We start from the raw sequence: 19,775 nt of genomic DNA, 5'->3' as shown, positions 1-19,775 counted from the left end.
GAGCATGCCTATCCGCAGATCGAAATGTCGACAAGCGCAATCCGAGGCTGGTCCAGATCGCCATCGACCACGGGCGCAATCAGGGTGACCCGGCACGTCCGCATCCGCTCTAAAATATCCACTTGTGAATATGTCATGACATTAAGCGTAAAGAGCGCTACTGTGGAGATACCGGCGACCGTGTCGGTCCCTCCTAGCTCAGAAAGTTGTACATCGGAGTATGACGACTTCACCTCGCACCCCGCACGATGTGCTGACCATTGGCCGCGTCAGCGTTGACATCTATCCCTTGCAGGATGGCGTCGGCCTCGAAGACGTCTCAACCTTCGGCAAATACCTCGGTGGCAGTGCCACCAACGTTGCCGTCGCTGCGGCACGGCACGGACTGAACTCGGCGGTGGTCACCCGCACCGGAAACGACCCGTTCGGCAACTACATCCACCAGGAACTCCGCCGCCTCGGCGTGAGCGACGAGTACGTCTCTGGAGTGCCCGACCTGAACACCCCCGTCGTGTTTTGCGAGATCTTTCCGCCGGACGACTTTCCGCTCTACTTCTACCGCGCGCCGAAAGCCCCTGACCTTGTCATCAACCCCGACGAACTCGACCTCGAGGCCATCAAGAACGCCCGTATCTATTGGTCAACCGTGACCGGCCTCAGCGAGGAGCCCAGCCGATCCGCTCATTTCTCTGCCTGGGAAGCTCGCGGTCGTAGCCCGCTGACCATTCTCGACCTCGACTACCGACCCATGTTCTGGGCATCGCCCGCCGAGGCCAGCGCCCAGGTGGCACTGGCCCTCGGCCACGCCACGGTCGCGGTCGGCAATAGAGAGGAGTGTGAGGTCGCCGTCGGTGAGACCGAACCGCTGCGCGCCGCCGACGCCCTGCTGGAACGCGGCATCGAACTCGCCATCGTCAAACAGGGTCCCAAGGGCGTGCTGGCGAAAACTCGCACCGAAACCGTCGAGGTGCCGCCGTACTTCGTCGACGTCGTCAACGGTCTCGGCGCCGGCGACAGCTTCGGCGGGGCACTCTGCTACGGGCTGCTGCAGGACTGGCCGCTGCGCCGCATCCTGCAATTCGCCAACGTGGCCGGCGCCATCGTCGCCAGCCGCCGGGAATGCTCGACCGCCATGCCCACAACCAATGAGGTCGAAGAGATTCTGAAGGGACTGCCAGCATGACCAAGCTTGACTTCGACGCGCTGCGGCAGGCCCGTGCGGCGCACCCCGAGCGCATCGGCGAGATTCTGGCCAGCCGCAACAGGCGCGAGCTGATTCGCGGCGACGGCCGGCTGTTCATCGTCGCCGCGGATCACCGTGCGCGTGGCGCACTGGGTGTGCGTAAGGACGCCACAGCTATGGCCAACCGCTACGCCCTGCTCGAAAGCCTCGCCACCGCGCTTCGCCGCCCGGGCGTTGACGGTGTGCTGGGCACCCCCGACATCATCGACGACCTGGCCCTGCTCGGTCTGCTCGACGACAAGATCGTCGTCGGTTCGATGAACCGTGGCGGGCTGTGGGGTTCCTCCTTCGAGATGGACGACCGCTACACCGCCTACGACATCGACAAAATCCAGCGCGACCGCCTCGACTTTGCTAAGAACCTCGTGCGCATCAACCTCGAAGACGCCGGCTCGCTGGCCACCCTCGAGGCGACAGCCCTCGCCGTGAGCGAAGCGGCAAAGTCCGGCATTCCGATCATGCTCGAACCGTTCATGAGCTCCTGGGTCAACGGTCGGGTTAAAAATGACCTGACAGCGGATGCCGTCATCCTCTCGATTGCCATCGCCGAGGGCCTCGGCAACTCCAGCGCCTACTCGTGGCTGAAGCTGCCGGTCGTCCCCGACATGGCTCGCGTGATGGCCGCCACGACCCTACCGACCCTGCTCCTGGGCGGTGACCCGGTAGGCGATCAGAACGAAACCTTCGAATCCTGGCGCGACGCGCTCGAGCTTCCCGGCGTGCGCGGCCTCGTCGTGGGCCGCAGCCTGCTCTACCCGCGCGACGGCAACGTCGAGGCAGCCATCGATACCGCTGCCGAACTCGTGCACGGCGCCTAAAAACCTCTCATTCATTCCACTCTCGTTCAGAAGGAAGCAACCATGCCCGCAACTGCAACTGATTTAGCCCTCGTCGCGCACTGGATCGACGGAAAAGAACAGCCGGGAGTCTCCGGTCGCACCGCGCCGATCTTCGATCCTGCCCTCGGCACGGTCACCAAGAACGTGTCGCTCGCCAACCAGGCCGAGATTGCGGCCGCCATCGCCAGCGCCAAGGCCGCCTTCCCGGCCTGGCGCGACCTGTCCATGGCCAAGCGCCAGCAGGTGCTGTTCAGCTTTCGTGAACTGCTAAACGCCCGCAAGGGTGAAATGGCCGAGATCATCACGAGCGAGCACGGCAAGGTGCTCTCCGACGCCCTCGGCGAGATATCGCGCGGCCAGGAGGTCGTGGAATTCGCCTGCGGCATCCCGCACCTGCTCAAGGGCGACTACTCCGAGAACGTCTCCACCGGCGTCGACGTGTACTCCACCCGTCAAGCCCTCGGCGTCGTCGCCGTGATCAGCCCGTTCAACTTTCCGGCGATGGTGCCGATGTGGTTCTTCCCCCTCGCCCTCGCGGCCGGCAACACCGTCATTCTCAAGCCGAGCGAGAAAGACCCAAGCTCCGCCATCTGGATGGCCAAGCTGCTCCAGGAGGCCGGCCTCCCCGACGGTGTATTCACGGTGCTGCAGGGCGACAAGCAATCCGTCGACGGCCTGCTCGAACACCCCGACGTGAAGGCCATCTCCTTCGTCGGATCGACCCCCATCGCCCAGTACGTCTACGAAACCGGAACCCGCCACGGCAAGCGCATCCAGGCCCTTGGCGGAGCCAAAAACCACATGCTCGTGCTGCCCGACGCCGATCTCGACCTCGTCGCCGACTCCGCCATCAACGCCGGCTTCGGCAGTGCGGGGGAGCGCTGCATGGCCATCAGCGTCATCGTCGCCGTTGAACCCGTCGCCGACGTGCTGATCGAGAAGATCGTCACCCGCATGAAAACCCTCACCGTGGGTGACGGCCGTCGCTCCTGCGACATGGGCCCGCTCGTCACCGAGGTGCACCGGGACAAGGTCGCCAGCTACATTGACATCGCCGCCGAGGACGGCGCGACGATCGTCGTCGACGGCCGCGGCATCGAGGTGAACGGCGACCCGAACGGGTTCTGGCTCGGCCCGACCCTGATCGATGCCCTACCGGTGACCTCCAAGGCGTACACGGAAGAGATCTTCGGACCGGTACTCTCAGTGGTACGCGTTGCGAGCTACGAAGAGGGCGTCGACCTGATCAATTCCGGCGCTTTCGGCAACGGAACCGCCATCTTCACCAACGACGGCGGCGCGGCTCGCCGTTTTCAGAACGAGATTGAGGTGGGCATGATCGGCATCAACGTTCCTATCCCTGTGCCCGTTTCCTACTTCTCCTTCGGTGGCTGGAAGAACTCGCTGTTTGGCGACACCAAAGCGCACGGCGTCGAGGGTGTGCACTTCTTCACGCGCGGCAAGGCCATCACCAGCCGCTGGCTCGACCCGAGCCACGGCGGCATCAACCTCGGCTTCCCGCAGAACGCCTAGGCCACGCCATGACAACGCCATCCGCTGACTGGTTCTATGCCCGGGGCTCCCTCGAGCGTGACGGCTGGGAAACCGTCGTCGACACCGCTATCAGCGGATGGCGTTATACCGGTATCCGCGTCGCCTCCCTGGCCGAGGGTAACTCCGCGGCCCTGGCAGCTGAAGCCGTCGAACGCATCGTGGTTCCCCTCGCCGGGTCGTTCACGGTGCGCTACACCCTGGCGGGGGAGACCGAGGTGCGAGTGCAGGTTCTCGCAGGACGGGCTTCCGTTTTTCACGGACCCACCGACACGCTCTACCTGCCCACCGGCACGGCTCTTTCGATTGAAGGCGCTGGGCGGGTGGCGGTGGCCGAAGCGCCGACCGACCAGGTGCTGCCGGTGACGTATATTCCGAAAGCGGATGTCCCGATCGAGTTGCGCGGGGCCGGTCGCTCCAGCCGTCAGGTGCACAACTTCGGCACCCCGGCCAGCCTCACGGCCGACCGATTGATCGTGTGTGAGGTGATCACCCCGGCCGAGAACTGGTCGAGCTACCCGCCGCACAAGCACGACGAATACCAGGAGGGCGTGGAGTCGCGCCTCGAGGAGATCTACTACTTCGAGAGTGCCGTCACCCGCGGCCAGAATGCGCCGGAGACGGCGCTCCCCTTCGGCCTCATGCGCACATACTCTTCCAAGGCCGGAGCGATCGACATCATGGCTGAAGTGCACACCGGCGACGTCGCACTCGTTCCCTTCGGCTGGCACGGGCCCTGCGTCGCAGCGCCTGGCTATGACCTCTACTACCTCAACGTGATGGCCGGGCCGGATCCCGACCGATCATGGCGCATCAGCGATGATCCGGCGCACGGCTGGATTCGGGATACCTGGGTGGGTCAGGAATTCGATTCCCGGCTTCCTTATACTTCCTAACTTCACCGCAGCACCCCGAAAGGACACAGCGTAGTGACTACCCGTCGCATGACAGTCAGCCAGGCACTCATCGAGTTTCTGGCCCACCAGTACACGGTCGATGGCGATGTGCGTGAGCGCACGATCGTCGGCACCTTCGGCATTTTCGGTCATGGGAACGTCGCCGGCATCGGCCAGGCCCTCAAACAGCTCTCCGTCCAGGACCCCACGCTGATGCCGTATCACCAGGCGCGCAACGAGCAGGGGATGGTGCACGAATCCATCGCCTACTCGCGTATGACCCGCCGCCGATCCACTTTCGCCTGCGCGGCATCCGTCGGTCCGGGCGCCACCAACATGCTGACCGGTGCGGCCGTCGCGACGACCAACCGGCTGCCGGTGCTGCTGCTGCCCTCTGACACTTTCGCGACTCGCGTCTCTGACCCGGTGCTGCAGCAGCTCGAGTTGCCGCACGACGCGAGCATGAGCGTCAACGACGCCTTCAAGCCGCTGTCGCGATTCTTCGACCGGGTGAACCGGCCCGAGCAGCTGTTCTCGGCCGCGCTCGGCGCGATGCGTGTGCTCACCGACCCGGTGGAGACCGGCGCCGTCACCATCTCCCTCCCCGAAGATGTTCAGGCCGAACTCGTTGAGGTGCCGCCGGAATTCCTCGCCGACCGGGAATGGCACATCCGTCGCCCCCGACCCGACCGTGGCATCATCGCCGAGGTGGCCAGGGCCATCTCCCTCGCGAAGCGCCCGATGATCGTCGCCGGCGGCGGCGTGATCTACTCCGACGCTGCCGCAGCCCTGCGCGAATTCGTCGAGGCAACGGGCATCCCGGTGGGCCTGTCGCAGGCCGGCATGGGGTCGCTCACCTGGGACCACCCGCAGAACCTCGGTTCGGTCGGCGCCACGGGCACCACGGCGGCGAACCGCGCCGCGGCCCAGGCCGATCTGATCATCGGCATCGGCACGCGTTACAGTGATTTCACCGCCGCGAGCCGCACAGCGTTCCAGAACGCGGACGTGCGCTTCATCAACATCAACATCGCCTCCTTCGACGCGTTCAAGCACGGCAGCGCCATTCCGGTCGTAGCGGATGCCCGTGAGTCACTTCTTGAGCTCACCGAGGCCCTCGATGGATTCCACGTCTCGGTCGATTTCGTCTCCGGCTACACCCGCGAGAAGGCCACTTGGGATGCCGCCGTCGACGATTCATTCGTGGACCGGCGGCTGGCGCTGCCGAGTCAGGCCGAGATCATCGGCGCCGTGCAGCAGGCCTCAGACCCTCGCGACGTTATTGTGTGCGCCGCCGGTTCGCTCCCCGGCGACCTGCACAAGCTCTGGCGGGTGCGCGACGACCTCGGCTACCACGTGGAATATGCCTTCTCCTGCATGGGTTACGAAATCGCCGGCGGAATCGGAGTGGCCCGGGCCGACACGACCCGCGACTCCATCGTGATGGTCGGTGACGGTTCGTACCTCATGATGCACTCCGAGATCGTCTCGGCCGTTGCCGAAGGCATCAAATTCATCATCGTTCTCATTCAGAACCACGGCTACGCGTCGATCGGCCACCTCAGCGAAGACGTCGGTTCGCAGCGCTACGGAACCCTGTACCGCTACCAGGACAAAGCCGGTAACAACTTCGAGCAGGGCGAGATTTTGCCGATCGATCTGGCCGCGAACGCCGCGAGCTACGGCCTCGACGTCATCTCCATCGAACCCACCGCCAACGCGATCACCGAGCTCTCCGCCGCCATGAAGACGGCCAAGGCTTCGACCCGCGCCACCATGATTCACATCAACAACGACCCGCGGCTCTATGCACCCGATGGTGAAGGCTGGTGGGACGTTCCGGTGGCCGAAACCTCTACCCTCGACAGCACCACGGCCGCTCGCATCGAGTACCTCGGACACAAGACCAACCAGAAGCCGCACCTCGGTGCTGGCGCCGTTGAAAGGAACAACTAGTCATGTCGGAATCACAGATTCGCATCGGCACCGCTCCCGACTCGTGGGGCGTCTGGTTTCCGAACGACCCCAAGCAGATTCCGTGGGCACGATTTCTCGACGAGGTGCAGGCGGCCGGCTACCACTGGCTGGAACTCGGCCCGTTCGGGTACCTCCCCACCGACCCGGCCCAGCTCGCGGATGAGCTGGCCAAGCGTGACCTCAAGCTGTCGGCCGGCACCGTCTTCACCGGTTTTCACAAGGGGGAGGACCAGTGGAAGCGCGCCTGGGACCAGGCCCTCGACGTTGCTGGATTGGTCTCCCAGTTGGGTGTCGAGCACCTCGTCGTGATCCCGGACCTGTGGCGTTCCGATGCCACGGCTGAGGTGCTCGAATCGCGCAACCTTGACAACGACCAGTGGAAGAAGCTCGCCGCCGGCCACGACAAGCTCGGCCAGGCCCTGCTCGAAGAGTACGGAATCAAGCAGCAGTTCCACTCGCACGCGGACAGCCACGTCGGCACCTACCGTGAGGTCGAACGCTTTCTGCAGGAGACCGACCAGGCCTTCACAAACCTGTGCCTCGACACGGGACACTTTGCGTACTACCTGGGCGACAACGTCAAACTCATGACGGCGTACCCCGACCGCATCGGCTACCTGCACCTCAAGCAGGTCGAACCCAACATTCTGGCCGACGTGCTGAAGAACGACATGCCGTTCGTTGAAGCCGTGGCGCTCGGCGTCATGACCGAACCCGGTTTCGAGGGCGTGCCGGAGCTGGCACCGATCATTGAAAAGGCTGCCGAAATCAACCCGGACATGTTCGCCATCATCGAGCAGGACATGTACGGCTGCGCCATCGACTTTCCGTTCCCGATCGCCCAGCGCACGCGCGAGCACATCTTCAGCTGCACCCAGGCCGCGCGCATCCGCTAAGCCGCAGCATCCGTTCTCTTCCCATCCCCAAAAGTTTCGAAGGAAAAATCATGTCTGATCTGAAAATTGCCGTCGTCGGTGCCGGTCTCATGGGGGCCGACCACGTCATCCGCATCACCGAACGCATCGCTGGAGCTCGTGTGAGCGCCATCGTCGAACCCGATGAAGGGCGCGCCCAGGCTGCCCTCGCGCACGCCCCCGGCGCGGTGCACTTCACCAAGCTGGAAGACGCCCTCGCTGCCGGAATCGTCGACGCCGTGCTTATCGCCACACCCGGCCAGTTTCACGAACCGGTGCTTTTCCCCGCTCTCACGGCTGGCATCCCGATTCTGTGCGAGAAGCCGCTGACTCCGACGCCCGAGGCGTCACTGCGCATCCTCGAAGCGGAGCAGGCGACCGGCAAGAAGCTTATCCAGGTGGGTTTCATGCGCCGGTTCGATGCGGAGTACATGGAGCTACGCGACCTGATCGCCGCCGGCACTGCGGGGGAGCTCCTTGCCCTCAACTGCGCCCACCGCAATGGAAGTGTGCCCGACGCATACACCAACAGCATGCTCATTGAAGACTCCGTCGTGCACGAGATCGACGTGGTGCGCTTTCTCACCGACTCGCCGATTGTCGCGATCGAGGTCAAGCACGGCAAGCGCAACACGCTCTCGCCCGATCACCTCAACGAGCCCATCTTCGTGCTGCTGTACACCGCGAGCGGTGTGCTGGCCAACGTCGAGATGAACGTCAGCGTGCAGTTCGGCTACCAGGTCAAGACCGAGGCTGTCTTCCAGAAGGGGATCGCCGAGATCGGCCGCACCGCCGGAATGACCCTGTGGCAGGACGGCCGTTACGGTGGAGTCGAAAACGCGACCTTCAAGACCCGGTTCGCTGCCGCATACGACAGCCAGATCCAGCGCTGGGTGAACGCCACCAAGCGCGGCGAGATCGACGGGCCAAGCGCGTGGGATGGCTACCTCGCTTCCGCCGCCTGCGCCGCCGGAGTGACCGCCCTGACGACGGGTGAGCTCGTCGACGTTGTCTACGCCGAGCGCCCCGCCTTCTACAACTAGCCTTCACCTACCAGCTTTCGAAAGGCCACCCGTGAAGATCGCACTCGACCCCACCCCGTTCCACCACTCGCATTCGCTGCTGGAGTTTCCCCGCCTCGCCGCTGACCTCGGCTATGAGTGGCTGCAGCTCACGCCGCACGCCGATTTCATCCCGTTCTTCAACCACCCGAAGGCCGACGACGAGCTCGTGCAGGCGTTCAAGAAGGCGTGCACGGATGCCGGGGTGAGCGTCGCATCCGTTCTGCCGGTTCTGCGTTGGTCGGGCCCAGACGAAGACGCACGGGAGGCAGCGGTGCGGTACTGGAAGCGCGCGATCCAGATCACGGTGGAGCTCGGGGTCGACACCATGAACACTGAATTCAGCGGTCGGCCCGAGCTCGCGGAGGAATCGGAACGGGCGTTCTACCGATCGATGGAGGAGCTCGTTCCCATCATCGAGCGCGAGGGAATCCGGGTGCTGATCGATCCGCACCCCGACGACTTCGTCGAAGATGCCCTCGCGGCGCTGCGGGTGATTCGCGGCATTAACTCGAAGAACGTCGGGTTTGTTTATGTGGCGTCACACACGTTCCACTACGGCAACAGCCCCCTCGAGATCATGCGTGCCGCCGGTGACAGACTCGGCCTGGTGCACGTCTCCGACACCATGAACCACCACGCCTCCCACGGCCTGCGCTACATCACCAACCCGCCCGGTAATGCCGTGCGGGTGCACCAGCACCTGAAAATCGGCGACGGCGACGTGAACTGGAGCGAATTCTTCGGTGGCCTGAAGGAGATCGGATTCCTCGACCGTGCAGACACGGTCATGGTCTCAAGCGTCTTCGCCGAGGACGAAACTGCCGCCGCGACCGCTATTTACCAGCGCGAAGTGATGACGGATTCGATCACCTAAATCCATGCGTCGGCTTAAAGGGAATCCGAGCAGGTCATGAATCGCAAATGTCATTCGCGCGCGCTGGTGAAACGATTGCTTTATCTACTAAATCTCGATCTCGATCTCGATCTCGAAACGAACGCATTATGATCGCCTGGGCCAGGTATCCCTATGACGGAACTCGTCTACTGGTCACCGGCGCTGGGTCGGGGATTGGACGCGCGATTGCGCGGGCGTTTCTCGAACAGGGTGCACGAGTAACGGTTGCGGGTCGCCGCGCTGAGGCGCTCCGAGAGACCGTGAAGGACTTCGCCTCCGACTGTTCCCTGATCATCGAGGGCGACATGGCGGTGCGCGCCGATGTCGAGATGGCGGTGCGCGCCGCCACTGAGGTCTGGGGCGGACTCGATGCCGTTATCGCCAACGCCGGCCTGTCTGAGCCTGGAACCATTGATGAACTCACGAATGAATCGTGGGAGCGAATGCGGTCGATCAACATTGACGGAATGATCCACCTAGCCCGAGCCGCTGTACCGGCGTTGCGGGAGTCTCGCGGGTCGTTCACAGCGATCTCATCAATCGCAGGCATCGGTGGTGACTGGCAGCAGGTGGGCTACAACGCAACGAAAGGCGCCGTCAATGCCTTCGTGCAAAGCCTGGCACTTGACCTTGGTCGTGACAGGGTGCGAGTCAACGCCATTGCGCCGGCTTTCACATCGACTCAGCAGACGCAGGAACGGCTGGACGACCCGGTTTTCTGGTCAGCACTGCGTGACCGACTGGCACTGGACCGACCCGCCACACCGAACGACATCGCCAGGGCCGCCTTGTTTCTGGCCAGTCCTGACGCCGCCTACATTACGGGCGTCATACTGCCCGTCGACGGCGGCACGACGGCTTCCAGCGGGACTCCACGACCTCCCTCCTAGGGTTCGCTGGTCAATCGCAGCGTTCCTATCACCCGAGCGTGAAATATCACGCTGGTACCCCACATTGCCGCGAAGGAGCGTCATGACAGAAAATCCTCAGCTAGGAGCCGCCGGGCACGGATGTCCGCATCTCGAAGCCACGCTCCCCGAAGTAATTGGTGAGTCCGCGAGGCCGCTGGAAACCGATACTGTCACTACACAGGGCGCCGTTCGACCGTCGGATCTCACGGTTCACTACGACCCGTTGTCCTACGCGGTCTATGACCACCCCTACGACACGTATAAACGGTTGCGCGATGCTGCCCCGGTCTATTTCAACCCGGACCGGGAAATATATGTCGTCTCCCGCTACGACGATGTGCGAGCCGGCCTGGCCAACAACGCCCAGCTGGTGAACTGTCTCGGGAACGACATCGATGGAACGCATGACTCTTACGGTGCCGGAATGCTCGTCGCCGAGGACCCTCCCCGCCACACCAACCTGCGAGCAGCCATCCGTCGCACCTTCGCAGCTCGCGAAATCCTGGCCAAGGAAGAGGGCGTTCGCACGTTCACGCGCAGCCTTCTGGCTGACATGTATGCCAAGGGTGGCGGCGATTTCGCCACCGACTTCGCACTGCCCATGTCTATCGGTATGGGCATCTCTTTGCTCGGCTCGCCGGCAGAGGACAACACAGCCTTCGTGGAACACCTGTGGCGCGCAATGGAACGAACGGTAGGCAAATACGGCATCCCGGCTGACGCGGCGGTAGCAAACGGAGAAACCGAAGAACTTCTCGCGCGCCGTTTCGCCGAACGCCGTGCCGCGATCGAGGCTGGCGCCGAGACAACCGGCTCTGACGCGTACACCCAGATTTTACTGGCCTCCCAGAAGGGGAAAGTCTTCGAAGCTGAGCAGGACGGCTTAGCCCATCTCATCCTCTCTGCCGCCAGCGATGCCCCGGCAGCCCTGCTCACCAATCTGGTTTATGTCTTGGATAAATTTCCGCGTCTGCAAGGACATTTGCGCGCTCACCCCGAGTTGATTACAGCGTTTGTTGAGGAGACGTTGCGGTACGAAACACCGGGCCAGAATGTGTCGCGACAAACCACGGAGGAGATCGTGATCGCCGGGGTCACCATTCCGGCCGATTCCCGGGTGATGTATTTGCAGGGGTCCGCGAACCGGGACGAACGCGTGTATCCGGACCCGGACGTTTTCGATATCAGTCGGGAATTCACGCCGAAGAACCGCATCATGTCGTTCGGTGAAGGCATTCACGCTTGCATGGGCGCGCCGTTCGCCCGTTTGGCTGCAAAAATCATGGTCGAGGAGCTGGTGACGGGGCCCGATATTCGTATTGTCGGCTCTCCTGAACGGTGGGTGAAGCAGTTGGTGCGTGGTTTCTCCGTTCTTCCTGTCGAATTTGCCGCGCCCGGCAGCGGCGTCGCCCATCAGCACTTCACTCTAGGAATTGGACGGTAACCCCCATGCAATATCGCTCTTTTGGCAAAACAGGATGGGATGTCAGCGAGATCTCGTTCGGCGCATGGCAGCTCGGCGGCCAATGGGGCCAGGTCGATGATGAAGAGTCAATCGCGACCCTTCTGACGGCGTACGCCCTCGGCATCAACTTTGTCGACACCGCCGAGTTCTATGGCGCCGGACACAGCGAAGAAGTGATCGGCGAATCTCTTCGCCGCTGGGATGGGGACCGCATCTACGTTGCCACCAAAATTCAGCCGACCCGCTGGCCCAACGCCGACGAAGACAACCCACAGATGCGTGGCCGCTATCCCGAATGGCACCTGCGCAAAGGCGTAGAGCTCGCGTTGAAGCGGCTCGGTGTCGAGCAGCTTGATCTTCTCCAACTGCACTGCTGGGTCACCGATGGACTGAACAATCTCGACTGGCTGGAAACCCTCAACGCCCTGCGTGTTGAAGGAAAGATCGACAAGATCGGGGTCTCCATTCGGGACTACCGCCCCGATGAAGGGGTCGAGCTGGCACGCCTCGGCCTGGTCGACTCCATTCAGGTTATTTTCAACTTGTTCGAACAACGCCCGGTCACCAACTTGTTCCCTGCAGGAGCTCGAACGAACACCGCATTCATTGACCGGGTTGCTTTTGACTCGGGTTCCCTCAGCGGTGCGTGGACTCCCGCCACCTACGACTCGTGGGAGGTCGGCTCGCAGCAGCATGAAATGTTCCGTGGTGGCCGGTTCGCCGAAACTCTGGAACACGTCGAAGCGTTGAAAGCAGTGTGCGCACCGTATTACCCGACCCTCGCAGAGGCGGCGATGCGATATACCCTGAGTTCGCCCGAGGTCTCGACCGTCATCGCGGGAATGAGCACCCGGAAAAACGTAGAACGTAACGCCGCGTACTCCGATGGCCAGCCGTTCCGCCAGGAACTTCTCGACCAGCTCGCGCAGCACAACTGGACCAGAAACTATTACAAATGAGCGACGCGAAACCCCGACAGGTTCAAGTCGAATACCTGTCTCCCGCCGAACTCGACGCCGCCGTTGCTCAGGCACCGATTGTGTATCTGCCGCTGGGAACGATTGAATTTCATAGTTCGCACCTGCCGGTCGGCCTCGATGCTCTGACCGCCCATGGTCTGTGTATGGACGCCGCGCGATGCACTGGCGGCTTGGTCCTCCCGCCGTTGTATCAAGGCACCGGAGGAGGGCATTCCGCTTATCCGTGGACGATCATGATGCCAACAGAGAGCGCGATCCGGTCAAACCTGCAGCACACCCTGCAACGATTGAGTGATTTCGGTGTGCAGCAGGCTGTGCTGTTTACTGGTCATTTTCCAAACGAACAGCTCGACCTGATCGACGCGCTGGCTGCCGAGTGGAACAGCGCGGGGACCCCCACCATGCGGGTCTTGGCCACCGGAGTGAACCGGTGCACCGATGCACCTATCTCCCCCGACCACGCCGGAGTGTTCGAGACGACCCTGTTGCACTCGTTCTGGCCCGAGCTGGTGCACCTCGACCGGCTACCGGCTGTTGACACTAATCCAGCGGTTGACCCGAATGATGACGACCAGGGTCTTCATCGCCATGACTCCACGCATCCGTTGTGGGGAATTTTCGGTCCGGACCCGCGACGTCTGGAACTATCAAGCAGCGGTCTCCTACGCGAGTTTCTTGTCGGGTGGCTCAGCAATCAGGTTGTAAAGCACATGGCTTGATCGGTGCAACAACGCCAAATGCAGATCTACCCTGACGGCAATTTTACCAATCACTAGCACGTGCTAGGAAATAATGCTATGTTGACCTGACAAAGTTTGAATTGGTGTTTTCGTCGGATCTGAAAATCGTCGATTTCACCCCTGAAACACTGCAAGGGAGCAGCGCGTATGCCCAGGAGCGAAATCTCGGCCGTCACCGGGGTATCCGTCGTGCCCACTCGTGCAGCGCACTCCGTCGCCATTGTCGGTAGTGGGCCGGCGGGCTGTTACGTGGCGCATTTCTTGCGCAAGCACTGGCCAGCTTCCGAAATCGTGATCTTCGATCGACTGGATCTGCCATACGGTCTCGTGCGCTATGGGGTGGCGCCAGACCACGTCGGCACGAAAGCAGTGACCCGTCAGTTTGACCGCCTGTTTGAACAGGGCGGCGTGCGTTTTCTCGGGGGCACCGAAATCGGCCGTCATTTAAGCGTTGACCAGCTGCGCGCAGCGTTCAGCGTCGTTGTGCTGGCCACCGGGCTGTCGGCGGATCGGGCCCTCGACATCCCCGGCTCGGTGGCGAACGGGCCGCTGGTCGGTACAGCCTTAGCCGGAGTCTACGGCTCCGGGCGGCTCACTCGCCTCATCAACGGTCACCCAGACGAGAGTGCTGCTGGTGTGGTGTTGGGATCGCGAGTGGCGATCGTCGGGCAGGGCAATGTGGCCATCGATCTGGTGCGAATGCTTCTGATGTCGGCGGATGATCTTCGAGGTCATGGGGTGCCCGACGACGTTGTCAACGCCATCACCGCCGGGCCAGTTCGCCACATTGACGTCATTGGTCGATCCAGCCTGCCCCGGGCCAAATTCGATTCCGCCATGATTCGCGAACTGGAAAAAATAACTAGCGTGCGTTTTTTGGCCGACCCCGGTGAGCTGGACGGCGTGGATTCCGAGCCGGGGGACGCAGCGCCAGGGGACGCCGCGAAACGGGATGCCATCGTCAGCCTCATCGAGCAATCTGATCAGGCGGATGTGCGCACCGTACGTTTTCATTTCGGCTGGGTGCCAGAAGGAATCGACGGAGTCGACTCGGTTGCGGGCGTTATGCTGCGCAGCACTGATGTAAGCCGGCCGAAAGTGCGCCTGGCAGCGGATTCCGTTCTCACGGCCATTGGATTTCTCGAATCAGCGGATGCTCCGCTGCGTCGCCAAGCGCACGAATCGCACGACAGTAACCTCGAAATTGGACGTCTCGGAGCGGGCTTGTACTGCGTCGGCTGGCTCCGCCGGGGGCCGCAGGGCACCATTCCGGCCAACCGCACCGACGCGAAGATGGTGGCCGACGCAATCGTTGTCGCTGCCGACACCGGCGAATTTGCTCCGGGGAAGCCCGGGTTCGTCGGACTGAAGTTTTGACCCTGAAATGCCAGCACTGCCATCGCACATTCACCCATCAAAAAAGGAACGTTCATGAGCACAACCGTCATCCTGTACGGAACCGAATCCGGCAACGCCGAATTGGTCGCCGAAGACCTGGCCGCCGAGTTGGAGGGAGACCGCGACGTCTCCGTCTACGACATGTCGGATTTCGACGTCGCCGACTTCAGCACCGAAGACTTCTATCTCGTCGTCTGTTCCACCCACGGCGACGGAGAGCTCCCGGGCGGTGCCAAGCCCCTGCTGGAGGCACTCAATAGCGAGATGCCGGACCTGTCCGGCATCCGCTATGCAATGTTCGGACTCGGTAACAGCACCTACGAAACGTACAGTCAGGGCAGTGAAATCATTGACCGTCTATTCACCGAACTTGGCGCCGAGCGCGTGGGGGTCTACGGCCGTCATGACGCCTGCGATGGATCGCTTCCGAACGACGGCGCGATCGAATGGGCCCGCGAACTTCTCGTAGTGGTCTAAAAACTCGCGGGCGGCCGTGACGGTACGGCTGTGCTGCCGCGAACGACGAGCCGGGCGCTGGTGAAGACTTCGGTGCCCGTCACACGAGTGCCGGTGATCCGGCTTATGGCGGCAGCTATGGCAGCCTCGCCGACCTCTCTTGGGTCTTGGCGAACCGTCGTGAGATTCATGAACGACAGGCGGGCGACGCGACTGTCGTCGAATCCGGTGATCGAGACATCCGCTGGAATACACACCTCGGCGGCCGCCAGGGTGTGGCTGAGACCGAGGGCAGCCTGGTCGTTGCTGCAGACGATGGCGGTCGGGAGAACCTCGCGGGCGAGCAGGATGCGCGCAGCTCTCGCCCCGCATTCTTCGGTGTAGTCTCCCCGAACTTCGAGGATCTGCTCGGTGAGGGCGAGCCGCTGCGCAGCCGTACGGTAGCCGGAGAGTCGCAAGGCGCCATCCAACATGTCGACGCCGTGTACGTAGACGATGTCGGTATGGCCGAGGCCAGCCAGGTGCACGACGACGGATTCGATTCCGCTGTCGCCCTGCGAGCGAACGAGGTCGAATTCACTGTCGGGGATGCCCCGACCGATGACCACAATGGAAATTTGCCCGGCAACGCGACGCAGCAACTCCGGTGACGAGCGTGGGGCGATCAGGATGAGCGCTTCGCAGCGATGGCCGACGATCTCGGTAATCGCCTCGCTTTCGTCCCTGATCGGTGTCAGCGCACTCACCACAAGCTGGTAGCCGGATTCGTGGGCGTAAGCATAGAGCCACTCGATGATTTCGACCGGGGCTGAATGGGCGGGATCGAAGATGACCCCGATGTATTTGGTCGAACCGGCGCGCAGGGCGCGGGCCGCCGTGTTCGGACTGTAGCCCATTACCCGCGCGGCCTCCAAAATTCTTTCGCGGGTATCGGCGCCGACGCCGGCAGCGTTTTGAAACACGAGCCCCACGAGCTGGCGAGACACGCCGACCCGTTCTGCGACATCGGCCATTGTTGCGGGCCGCGGGCCATCGCGCGGCGATGGCGCGGATGACGATTCGGTCACTGTGGTTCCTTTCGGTGCAAAGTTCATCGTAACGTCCCCGTCCTGAGGCGGAGTTTTGGCAGATTTTGCCGTGCCGTTTGTCACCGTTTGGTAACGGAATCTCAACTGGGTAATTTCAGGACTTGTGCCGCTCGAGTTTATGACGTAAGAATGTCCTAACAAAGAATCTGTCGCCACCCGGTCCCCCCGTTACCGTCAGTTATTTGCAGTGCAGCTGCTCTTCCCCCGGCAGGACAGTACAAATCACACTCCGTTCTTTTGAAAGGGACACAACGACGTGAAACTCAATCTCAACACCAAGCGCGGCCTGGTCGCCGTGGCTATCGCAAGCACGGCCATGCTTGGCTTGGCCGCCTGCACTGCAACCGAAACGACATCGGCCGCTTCCAGCACTTCCGGCCTCGAGTCGGGATTCGGCTCCCGCGCCGAAAACCGCGATGCTTACTTCATTACCTACTACAACCCGGCATCAGACGCCTTCTGGGCGCAGATTCTCGCCGGTGCCGAGGATGCCGCCAAACTCGGCAACCTCAAGCTCACCCACCAGACTGCCGATGCCGACCCGGCAACCATGGTTACCTTGGTTCAGACCGCAATCGCTACTAATCCAGCCGTGATCTTCATGCCGTTCAACGAGGGCGAGGCCTGGGTCGATGTGGCCTGTCAGGCACACGATGCCGGCATCACCGTGGTCTCCTACAATGTTCCGGCCCCCGATACTGCCGGCGAATGTGTCTCCGGATTTGTCGGCCAGGACTTCTACGAGGTCGGCGGCATCGTTGGTCAGGCGCTCCTCGACTCCGGCAAAGTCAGCAGTGGTGACAAGGTGCTGATCACGGCAGAAGAGCCCGACCAGCCGTACGCACTCCAGCGTGGAGGCGGAGCCTTTGACGTTCTCGACGAGGCCGGCATCGGCGTACTTCCCCAGGACCAGTGGCTCCGTGTCGGCGGCGACGACGCCGGTGCGCTCGACGCACTGACCTCGTGGCTCGTTGCGAACCCCGACGTCAAGGCTGTTATCCCGGTCGGTGGCACGCCGCACCGCAACCTGCCTGCCGCTCTCGAGGCCGCTGGCCTCAGCGACGTGGCGGTCATTGGTTTCGACACGGCTCCCCAGATCGTTCAGGGTCTCAAGGACGGCGTCATTCTCGCCACCGCCGACCAGCAGGGCTATGTTCAGGGCTTCCAGTCCACCATGCAGGGTGTGCTCTCGATGGACTTCGGCTTCTCGCCGGCCAACATCAACTCTGGTGGTACCGGTCTGATCACGAAGGACAACGTCGGCAACATCGAAGCTGAGGACCTTCAGGGCATCCGCTGGTAGTTAGTGGCGCGGCATGGCTGGCATTAGTCAGTAGCTCCACGCGTTTGTAGTTCAATCACAGAGGCCAGGGCCGATCGCCAGTTCGTCGATCGGCCCTGGTTCCAGCCCACACCTCAAAAACTTCCCGGCACCTTCATCTCGTGTGCTCAAAGGAAAGAAGCCATGTCAGACAAAACCCCCGGCCGTAGAGGCCCCATCCTCGAAGTGCCGCTTCCGACCGAGGCTATCTCGCTCAGGCAAAAGCCGTCCGGTGAACCAGAATCGTTCTTCGGCCGGATGAACTATAACCTGCAGTTCATTCGAGGTCGTGGCGCACTCGAAATCAGCATCGTGCTGATCGTGCTCCTCGCCGGATACGTCACCGCCAGCCTGATCTCTCCCACCGGCTTCGCCTTCCTCAACCCCAACAACCTGTCTGGCGTGATCTCGCAGAGTGTGCCAGTGCTGGCCATCCTGGGTCTCGCTGCCGGCATCCTCATGATCGCCGGGGAATTTGACCTCTCGCTGGGCGCGAACATCACCTTGAGCGCCATTGTGTTCATCAAAACTTCGGAAGGCGCTGGGCTTTGGCTCGGAATTGCCGCCGGTATTGCCACGGGTATCGCCGTCGCGCTCGTCAACGGCATTATCGTTGTCTACACAAAGATTCCTTCCTTCATCGCCACGCTGGGCATGAGCTTCTTCTGGATGGGTGCCGGAATCTTCATCAACGGCACCTCACCCGCCGCGTTGACTACCTCGCGCGAGGGCACCATGGAGTACCTGTTCGCGCACAACTTCGGTTCGTTCCGGTCCCAGCTGGTGTGGCTGCTGATCATCGGTGTTCTGGCCTGGTTCTTCATGCACCGCCACAAGCTCGGCAACCACATCTTCGCCGTTGGTGGCAACCCGGCCGCGGCCGAGGCCATCTCGATCAAGACCAAACGCGTCAAGCTCATGTCGTTCGCCATTTTTGGCGGGCTGGTCGGCTTCGCAGCCATCCTGATTGCCGTGCGCACCTCGTCGATTCAGCCCGGTGGTACCGCCACCGAAGACTTCACGCTCTTCGCGATCGCCGCCGCAGTCGTCGGTGGCACATCGCTGACGGGTGGGCGCGGCAGTGTTATCGGCATCATCGTTGGTGCTGCGCTGATCGAACTCATCCGTAACGGACTTCTGCTCGCCAAGGCACCTGGCTTTTACATCACCCTGTTCGTCGGTGTCACCATCGTTATCGCGGCGATCTTCAACAAGCTCATGGAAGGGAAAGCGCGATGAGCGAGGCACTGCTTCGAATCGAGGGCGTATCCAAGAAATACGGTCCCAACACGGTACTCAAGGACGTGTCGTTTGAAATTGGCAAGGGCGAAGTTGTCGGCCTGCTCGGTGATAACGGTGCCGGAAAGTCCACCTTGGTCAAGATCATGTCGGGCGTCGTGGATTCAACCGTCGGCGATTTCTTCTGGGACGGCCAGAAGATCGAAAAAATGAACCGAAACGTCACCGAGAAGTTGGGCGTGGAAACCATCTTTCAGGATTCCGCCCTCGTTCCCCAGATGACGATTACCCGCAATATCTTCATGGGCCGTGAAGTCACCAACCGGTTCGGCTTCATGAGGATGAGAGAAATGGATGCTGTTGCTGCCGACGTTCTCGACAGCGTCGTCACCATCGAGGGAATCAAGAGCCCCAAGCAGCTCGTGAGCTCCCTCTCAGGTGGTCAGGCGCAAGCCGTGGCGATTGCCCGTGCCGTGCACTTTAAGCGCAGCCTGCTCATTCTCGATGAGCCGACCTCCGCCCTGGCCGTTCGTGCCACCGAGGCTCTGCTCGGCTACCTGACCCAACTGAAGGGCGAGGGAGTGAGCTCCGTGCTCGTCACCCACAACCTGCACCACGCCTTCCAAGTGTGCGACCGTCACATCGTGATGAACCACGGTAAGAAGATCATGGACGCCCGTCGCGAAGACACCAGCGTCGAGGAACTGACCGCCGCCGTTGTCGAGGGCGCAGTCGGTCTGGCGCGATTCCGTGAGGGATCGTTCTAGGAGAAAAATTTGCTGACAGCGGCCCCTGCGG

18 protein-coding genes are annotated in these 19,775 nt (G+C 62.2%); 17 read left to right on the top strand and 1 reads right to left on the bottom strand.

What is annotated here, in order from left to right:
• The first annotated feature begins 220 nt into the window (after nucleotides 1-220).
• The 14 genes from iolC to CXY80_RS05810 all read left to right on the top strand — a co-directional run bounded on the left by iolC (nucleotide 221) and on the right by CXY80_RS05810 (nucleotide 15,350).
• Nucleotides 221-1,183, top strand: coding sequence for a 5-dehydro-2-deoxygluconokinase (iolC, locus tag CXY80_RS05875; protein WP_104131930.1), 963 nt, complete (start codon nucleotides 221-223; stop codon nucleotides 1,181-1,183).
• Nucleotides 1,180-2,061, top strand: coding sequence for a class I fructose-bisphosphate aldolase (locus CXY80_RS05870; protein WP_104131929.1), 882 nt, complete (start codon nucleotides 1,180-1,182; stop codon nucleotides 2,059-2,061). Before iolC ends, CXY80_RS05870 begins: the two co-directional genes overlap by 4 nt.
• Before the next feature lie 42 nt (nucleotides 2,062-2,103).
• Nucleotides 2,104-3,615 carry a CoA-acylating methylmalonate-semialdehyde dehydrogenase gene (locus CXY80_RS05865; RefSeq protein ID WP_104131928.1) on the top strand — a complete coding sequence of 504 codons (1,512 nt, stop codon included), beginning with the start codon at nucleotides 2,104-2,106 and terminating at the stop codon, nucleotides 3,613-3,615.
• Between the two features lie 8 nt (nucleotides 3,616-3,623).
• Nucleotides 3,624-4,529 carry a 5-deoxy-glucuronate isomerase gene (gene iolB / locus CXY80_RS05860; protein WP_104131927.1) on the top strand — a complete coding sequence of 302 codons (906 nt, stop codon included), beginning with the start codon at nucleotides 3,624-3,626 and terminating at the stop codon, nucleotides 4,527-4,529.
• A 48-nt stretch (nucleotides 4,530-4,577) separates the two neighbouring features.
• Nucleotides 4,578-6,485 carry a 3D-(3,5/4)-trihydroxycyclohexane-1,2-dione acylhydrolase (decyclizing) gene (gene iolD, locus CXY80_RS05855; RefSeq protein ID WP_104131926.1) on the top strand — a complete coding sequence of 636 codons (1,908 nt, stop codon included), beginning with the start codon at nucleotides 4,578-4,580 and terminating at the stop codon, nucleotides 6,483-6,485.
• Nucleotides 6,486-6,487: 2 nt separating this feature from the next.
• Nucleotides 6,488-7,402: a sugar phosphate isomerase/epimerase gene (locus CXY80_RS05850; RefSeq protein WP_104131925.1), complete on the top strand. Its 915-nt coding sequence runs from the start codon at nucleotides 6,488-6,490 to the stop codon at nucleotides 7,400-7,402.
• 47 nt (nucleotides 7,403-7,449) lie between these two features.
• The gene (locus CXY80_RS05845; RefSeq protein ID WP_104131924.1) at nucleotides 7,450-8,463 is read left to right on the top strand and encodes a Gfo/Idh/MocA family protein; all 1,014 of its coding nucleotides are present in this window, start codon (nucleotides 7,450-7,452) and stop codon (nucleotides 8,461-8,463) included.
• A gap of 31 nt (nucleotides 8,464-8,494) precedes the next feature.
• A complete protein-coding gene (locus CXY80_RS05840; protein ID WP_104131923.1) occupies nucleotides 8,495-9,358 on the top strand; it encodes a sugar phosphate isomerase/epimerase in 864 nt (287 codons plus the stop codon).
• 128 nt (nucleotides 9,359-9,486) lie between these two features.
• On the top strand, nucleotides 9,487-10,269 hold the full coding sequence (locus tag CXY80_RS05835) for an SDR family NAD(P)-dependent oxidoreductase (protein ID WP_104131922.1): 783 nt from the start codon (nucleotides 9,487-9,489) through the stop codon (nucleotides 10,267-10,269).
• Nucleotides 10,270-10,351: 82 nt separating this feature from the next.
• On the top strand, nucleotides 10,352-11,734 hold the full coding sequence (locus tag CXY80_RS05830; protein WP_104131921.1) for a cytochrome P450: 1,383 nt from the start codon (nucleotides 10,352-10,354) through the stop codon (nucleotides 11,732-11,734).
• Between the two features lie 5 nt (nucleotides 11,735-11,739).
• On the top strand, nucleotides 11,740-12,714 hold the full coding sequence (locus CXY80_RS05825) for an aldo/keto reductase (protein WP_104131920.1): 975 nt from the start codon (nucleotides 11,740-11,742) through the stop codon (nucleotides 12,712-12,714).
• Nucleotides 12,711-13,454, top strand: a complete 744-nt coding sequence (locus tag CXY80_RS05820; RefSeq protein WP_104131919.1) for a creatininase family protein — start codon at nucleotides 12,711-12,713, stop codon at nucleotides 13,452-13,454. The genes CXY80_RS05825 and CXY80_RS05820 overlap by 4 nt, the downstream gene beginning before the upstream one ends.
• A 168-nt stretch (nucleotides 13,455-13,622) precedes the next feature.
• A complete protein-coding gene (locus CXY80_RS05815; RefSeq protein ID WP_104131918.1) occupies nucleotides 13,623-14,852 on the top strand; it encodes an FAD-dependent oxidoreductase in 1,230 nt (409 codons plus the stop codon).
• Nucleotides 14,853-14,906: 54 nt separating this feature from the next.
• Nucleotides 14,907-15,350, top strand: a complete 444-nt coding sequence (locus CXY80_RS05810) for a flavodoxin domain-containing protein (protein ID WP_104131917.1) — start codon at nucleotides 14,907-14,909, stop codon at nucleotides 15,348-15,350.
• Here the strand turns inward: CXY80_RS05810 and CXY80_RS05805 are convergent.
• Nucleotides 15,347-16,396 (bottom strand): LacI family DNA-binding transcriptional regulator, encoded by a 1,050-nt coding sequence (locus CXY80_RS05805; protein ID WP_158251578.1) that lies wholly within the window; start codon nucleotides 16,394-16,396, stop codon nucleotides 15,347-15,349. The genes CXY80_RS05810 and CXY80_RS05805 overlap by 4 nt on opposite strands.
• A 277-nt stretch (nucleotides 16,397-16,673) precedes the next feature.
• On the opposite strand from CXY80_RS05805, the gene CXY80_RS05800 reads away from it, so the two are divergent.
• The 3 genes from CXY80_RS05800 to CXY80_RS05790 all read left to right on the top strand — a co-directional run bounded on the left by CXY80_RS05800 (nucleotide 16,674) and on the right by CXY80_RS05790 (nucleotide 19,744).
• Complete coding sequence (locus CXY80_RS05800) at nucleotides 16,674-17,720, top strand: substrate-binding domain-containing protein (protein ID WP_104131915.1); 1,047 nt, start codon at nucleotides 16,674-16,676, stop codon at nucleotides 17,718-17,720.
• Nucleotides 17,721-17,882: 162 nt separating this feature from the next.
• A complete protein-coding gene (locus tag CXY80_RS05795; protein WP_104131914.1) occupies nucleotides 17,883-18,977 on the top strand; it encodes an ABC transporter permease in 1,095 nt (364 codons plus the stop codon).
• Nucleotides 18,974-19,744 (top strand): ATP-binding cassette domain-containing protein, encoded by a 771-nt coding sequence (locus CXY80_RS05790; protein ID WP_104131913.1) that lies wholly within the window; start codon nucleotides 18,974-18,976, stop codon nucleotides 19,742-19,744. Before CXY80_RS05795 ends, CXY80_RS05790 begins: the two co-directional genes overlap by 4 nt.
• Nucleotides 19,745-19,775 lie beyond the last annotated feature (31 nt).

The organism is Cryobacterium sp. M91 (assembly GCF_002929615.1).
GTDB lineage: Bacteria > Actinomycetota > Actinomycetes > Actinomycetales > Microbacteriaceae > Cryobacterium > Cryobacterium levicorallinum.
Note: the sequence above shows the minus strand (reverse complement) of the source record. Positions and strands in the feature narration are given on the sequence as shown.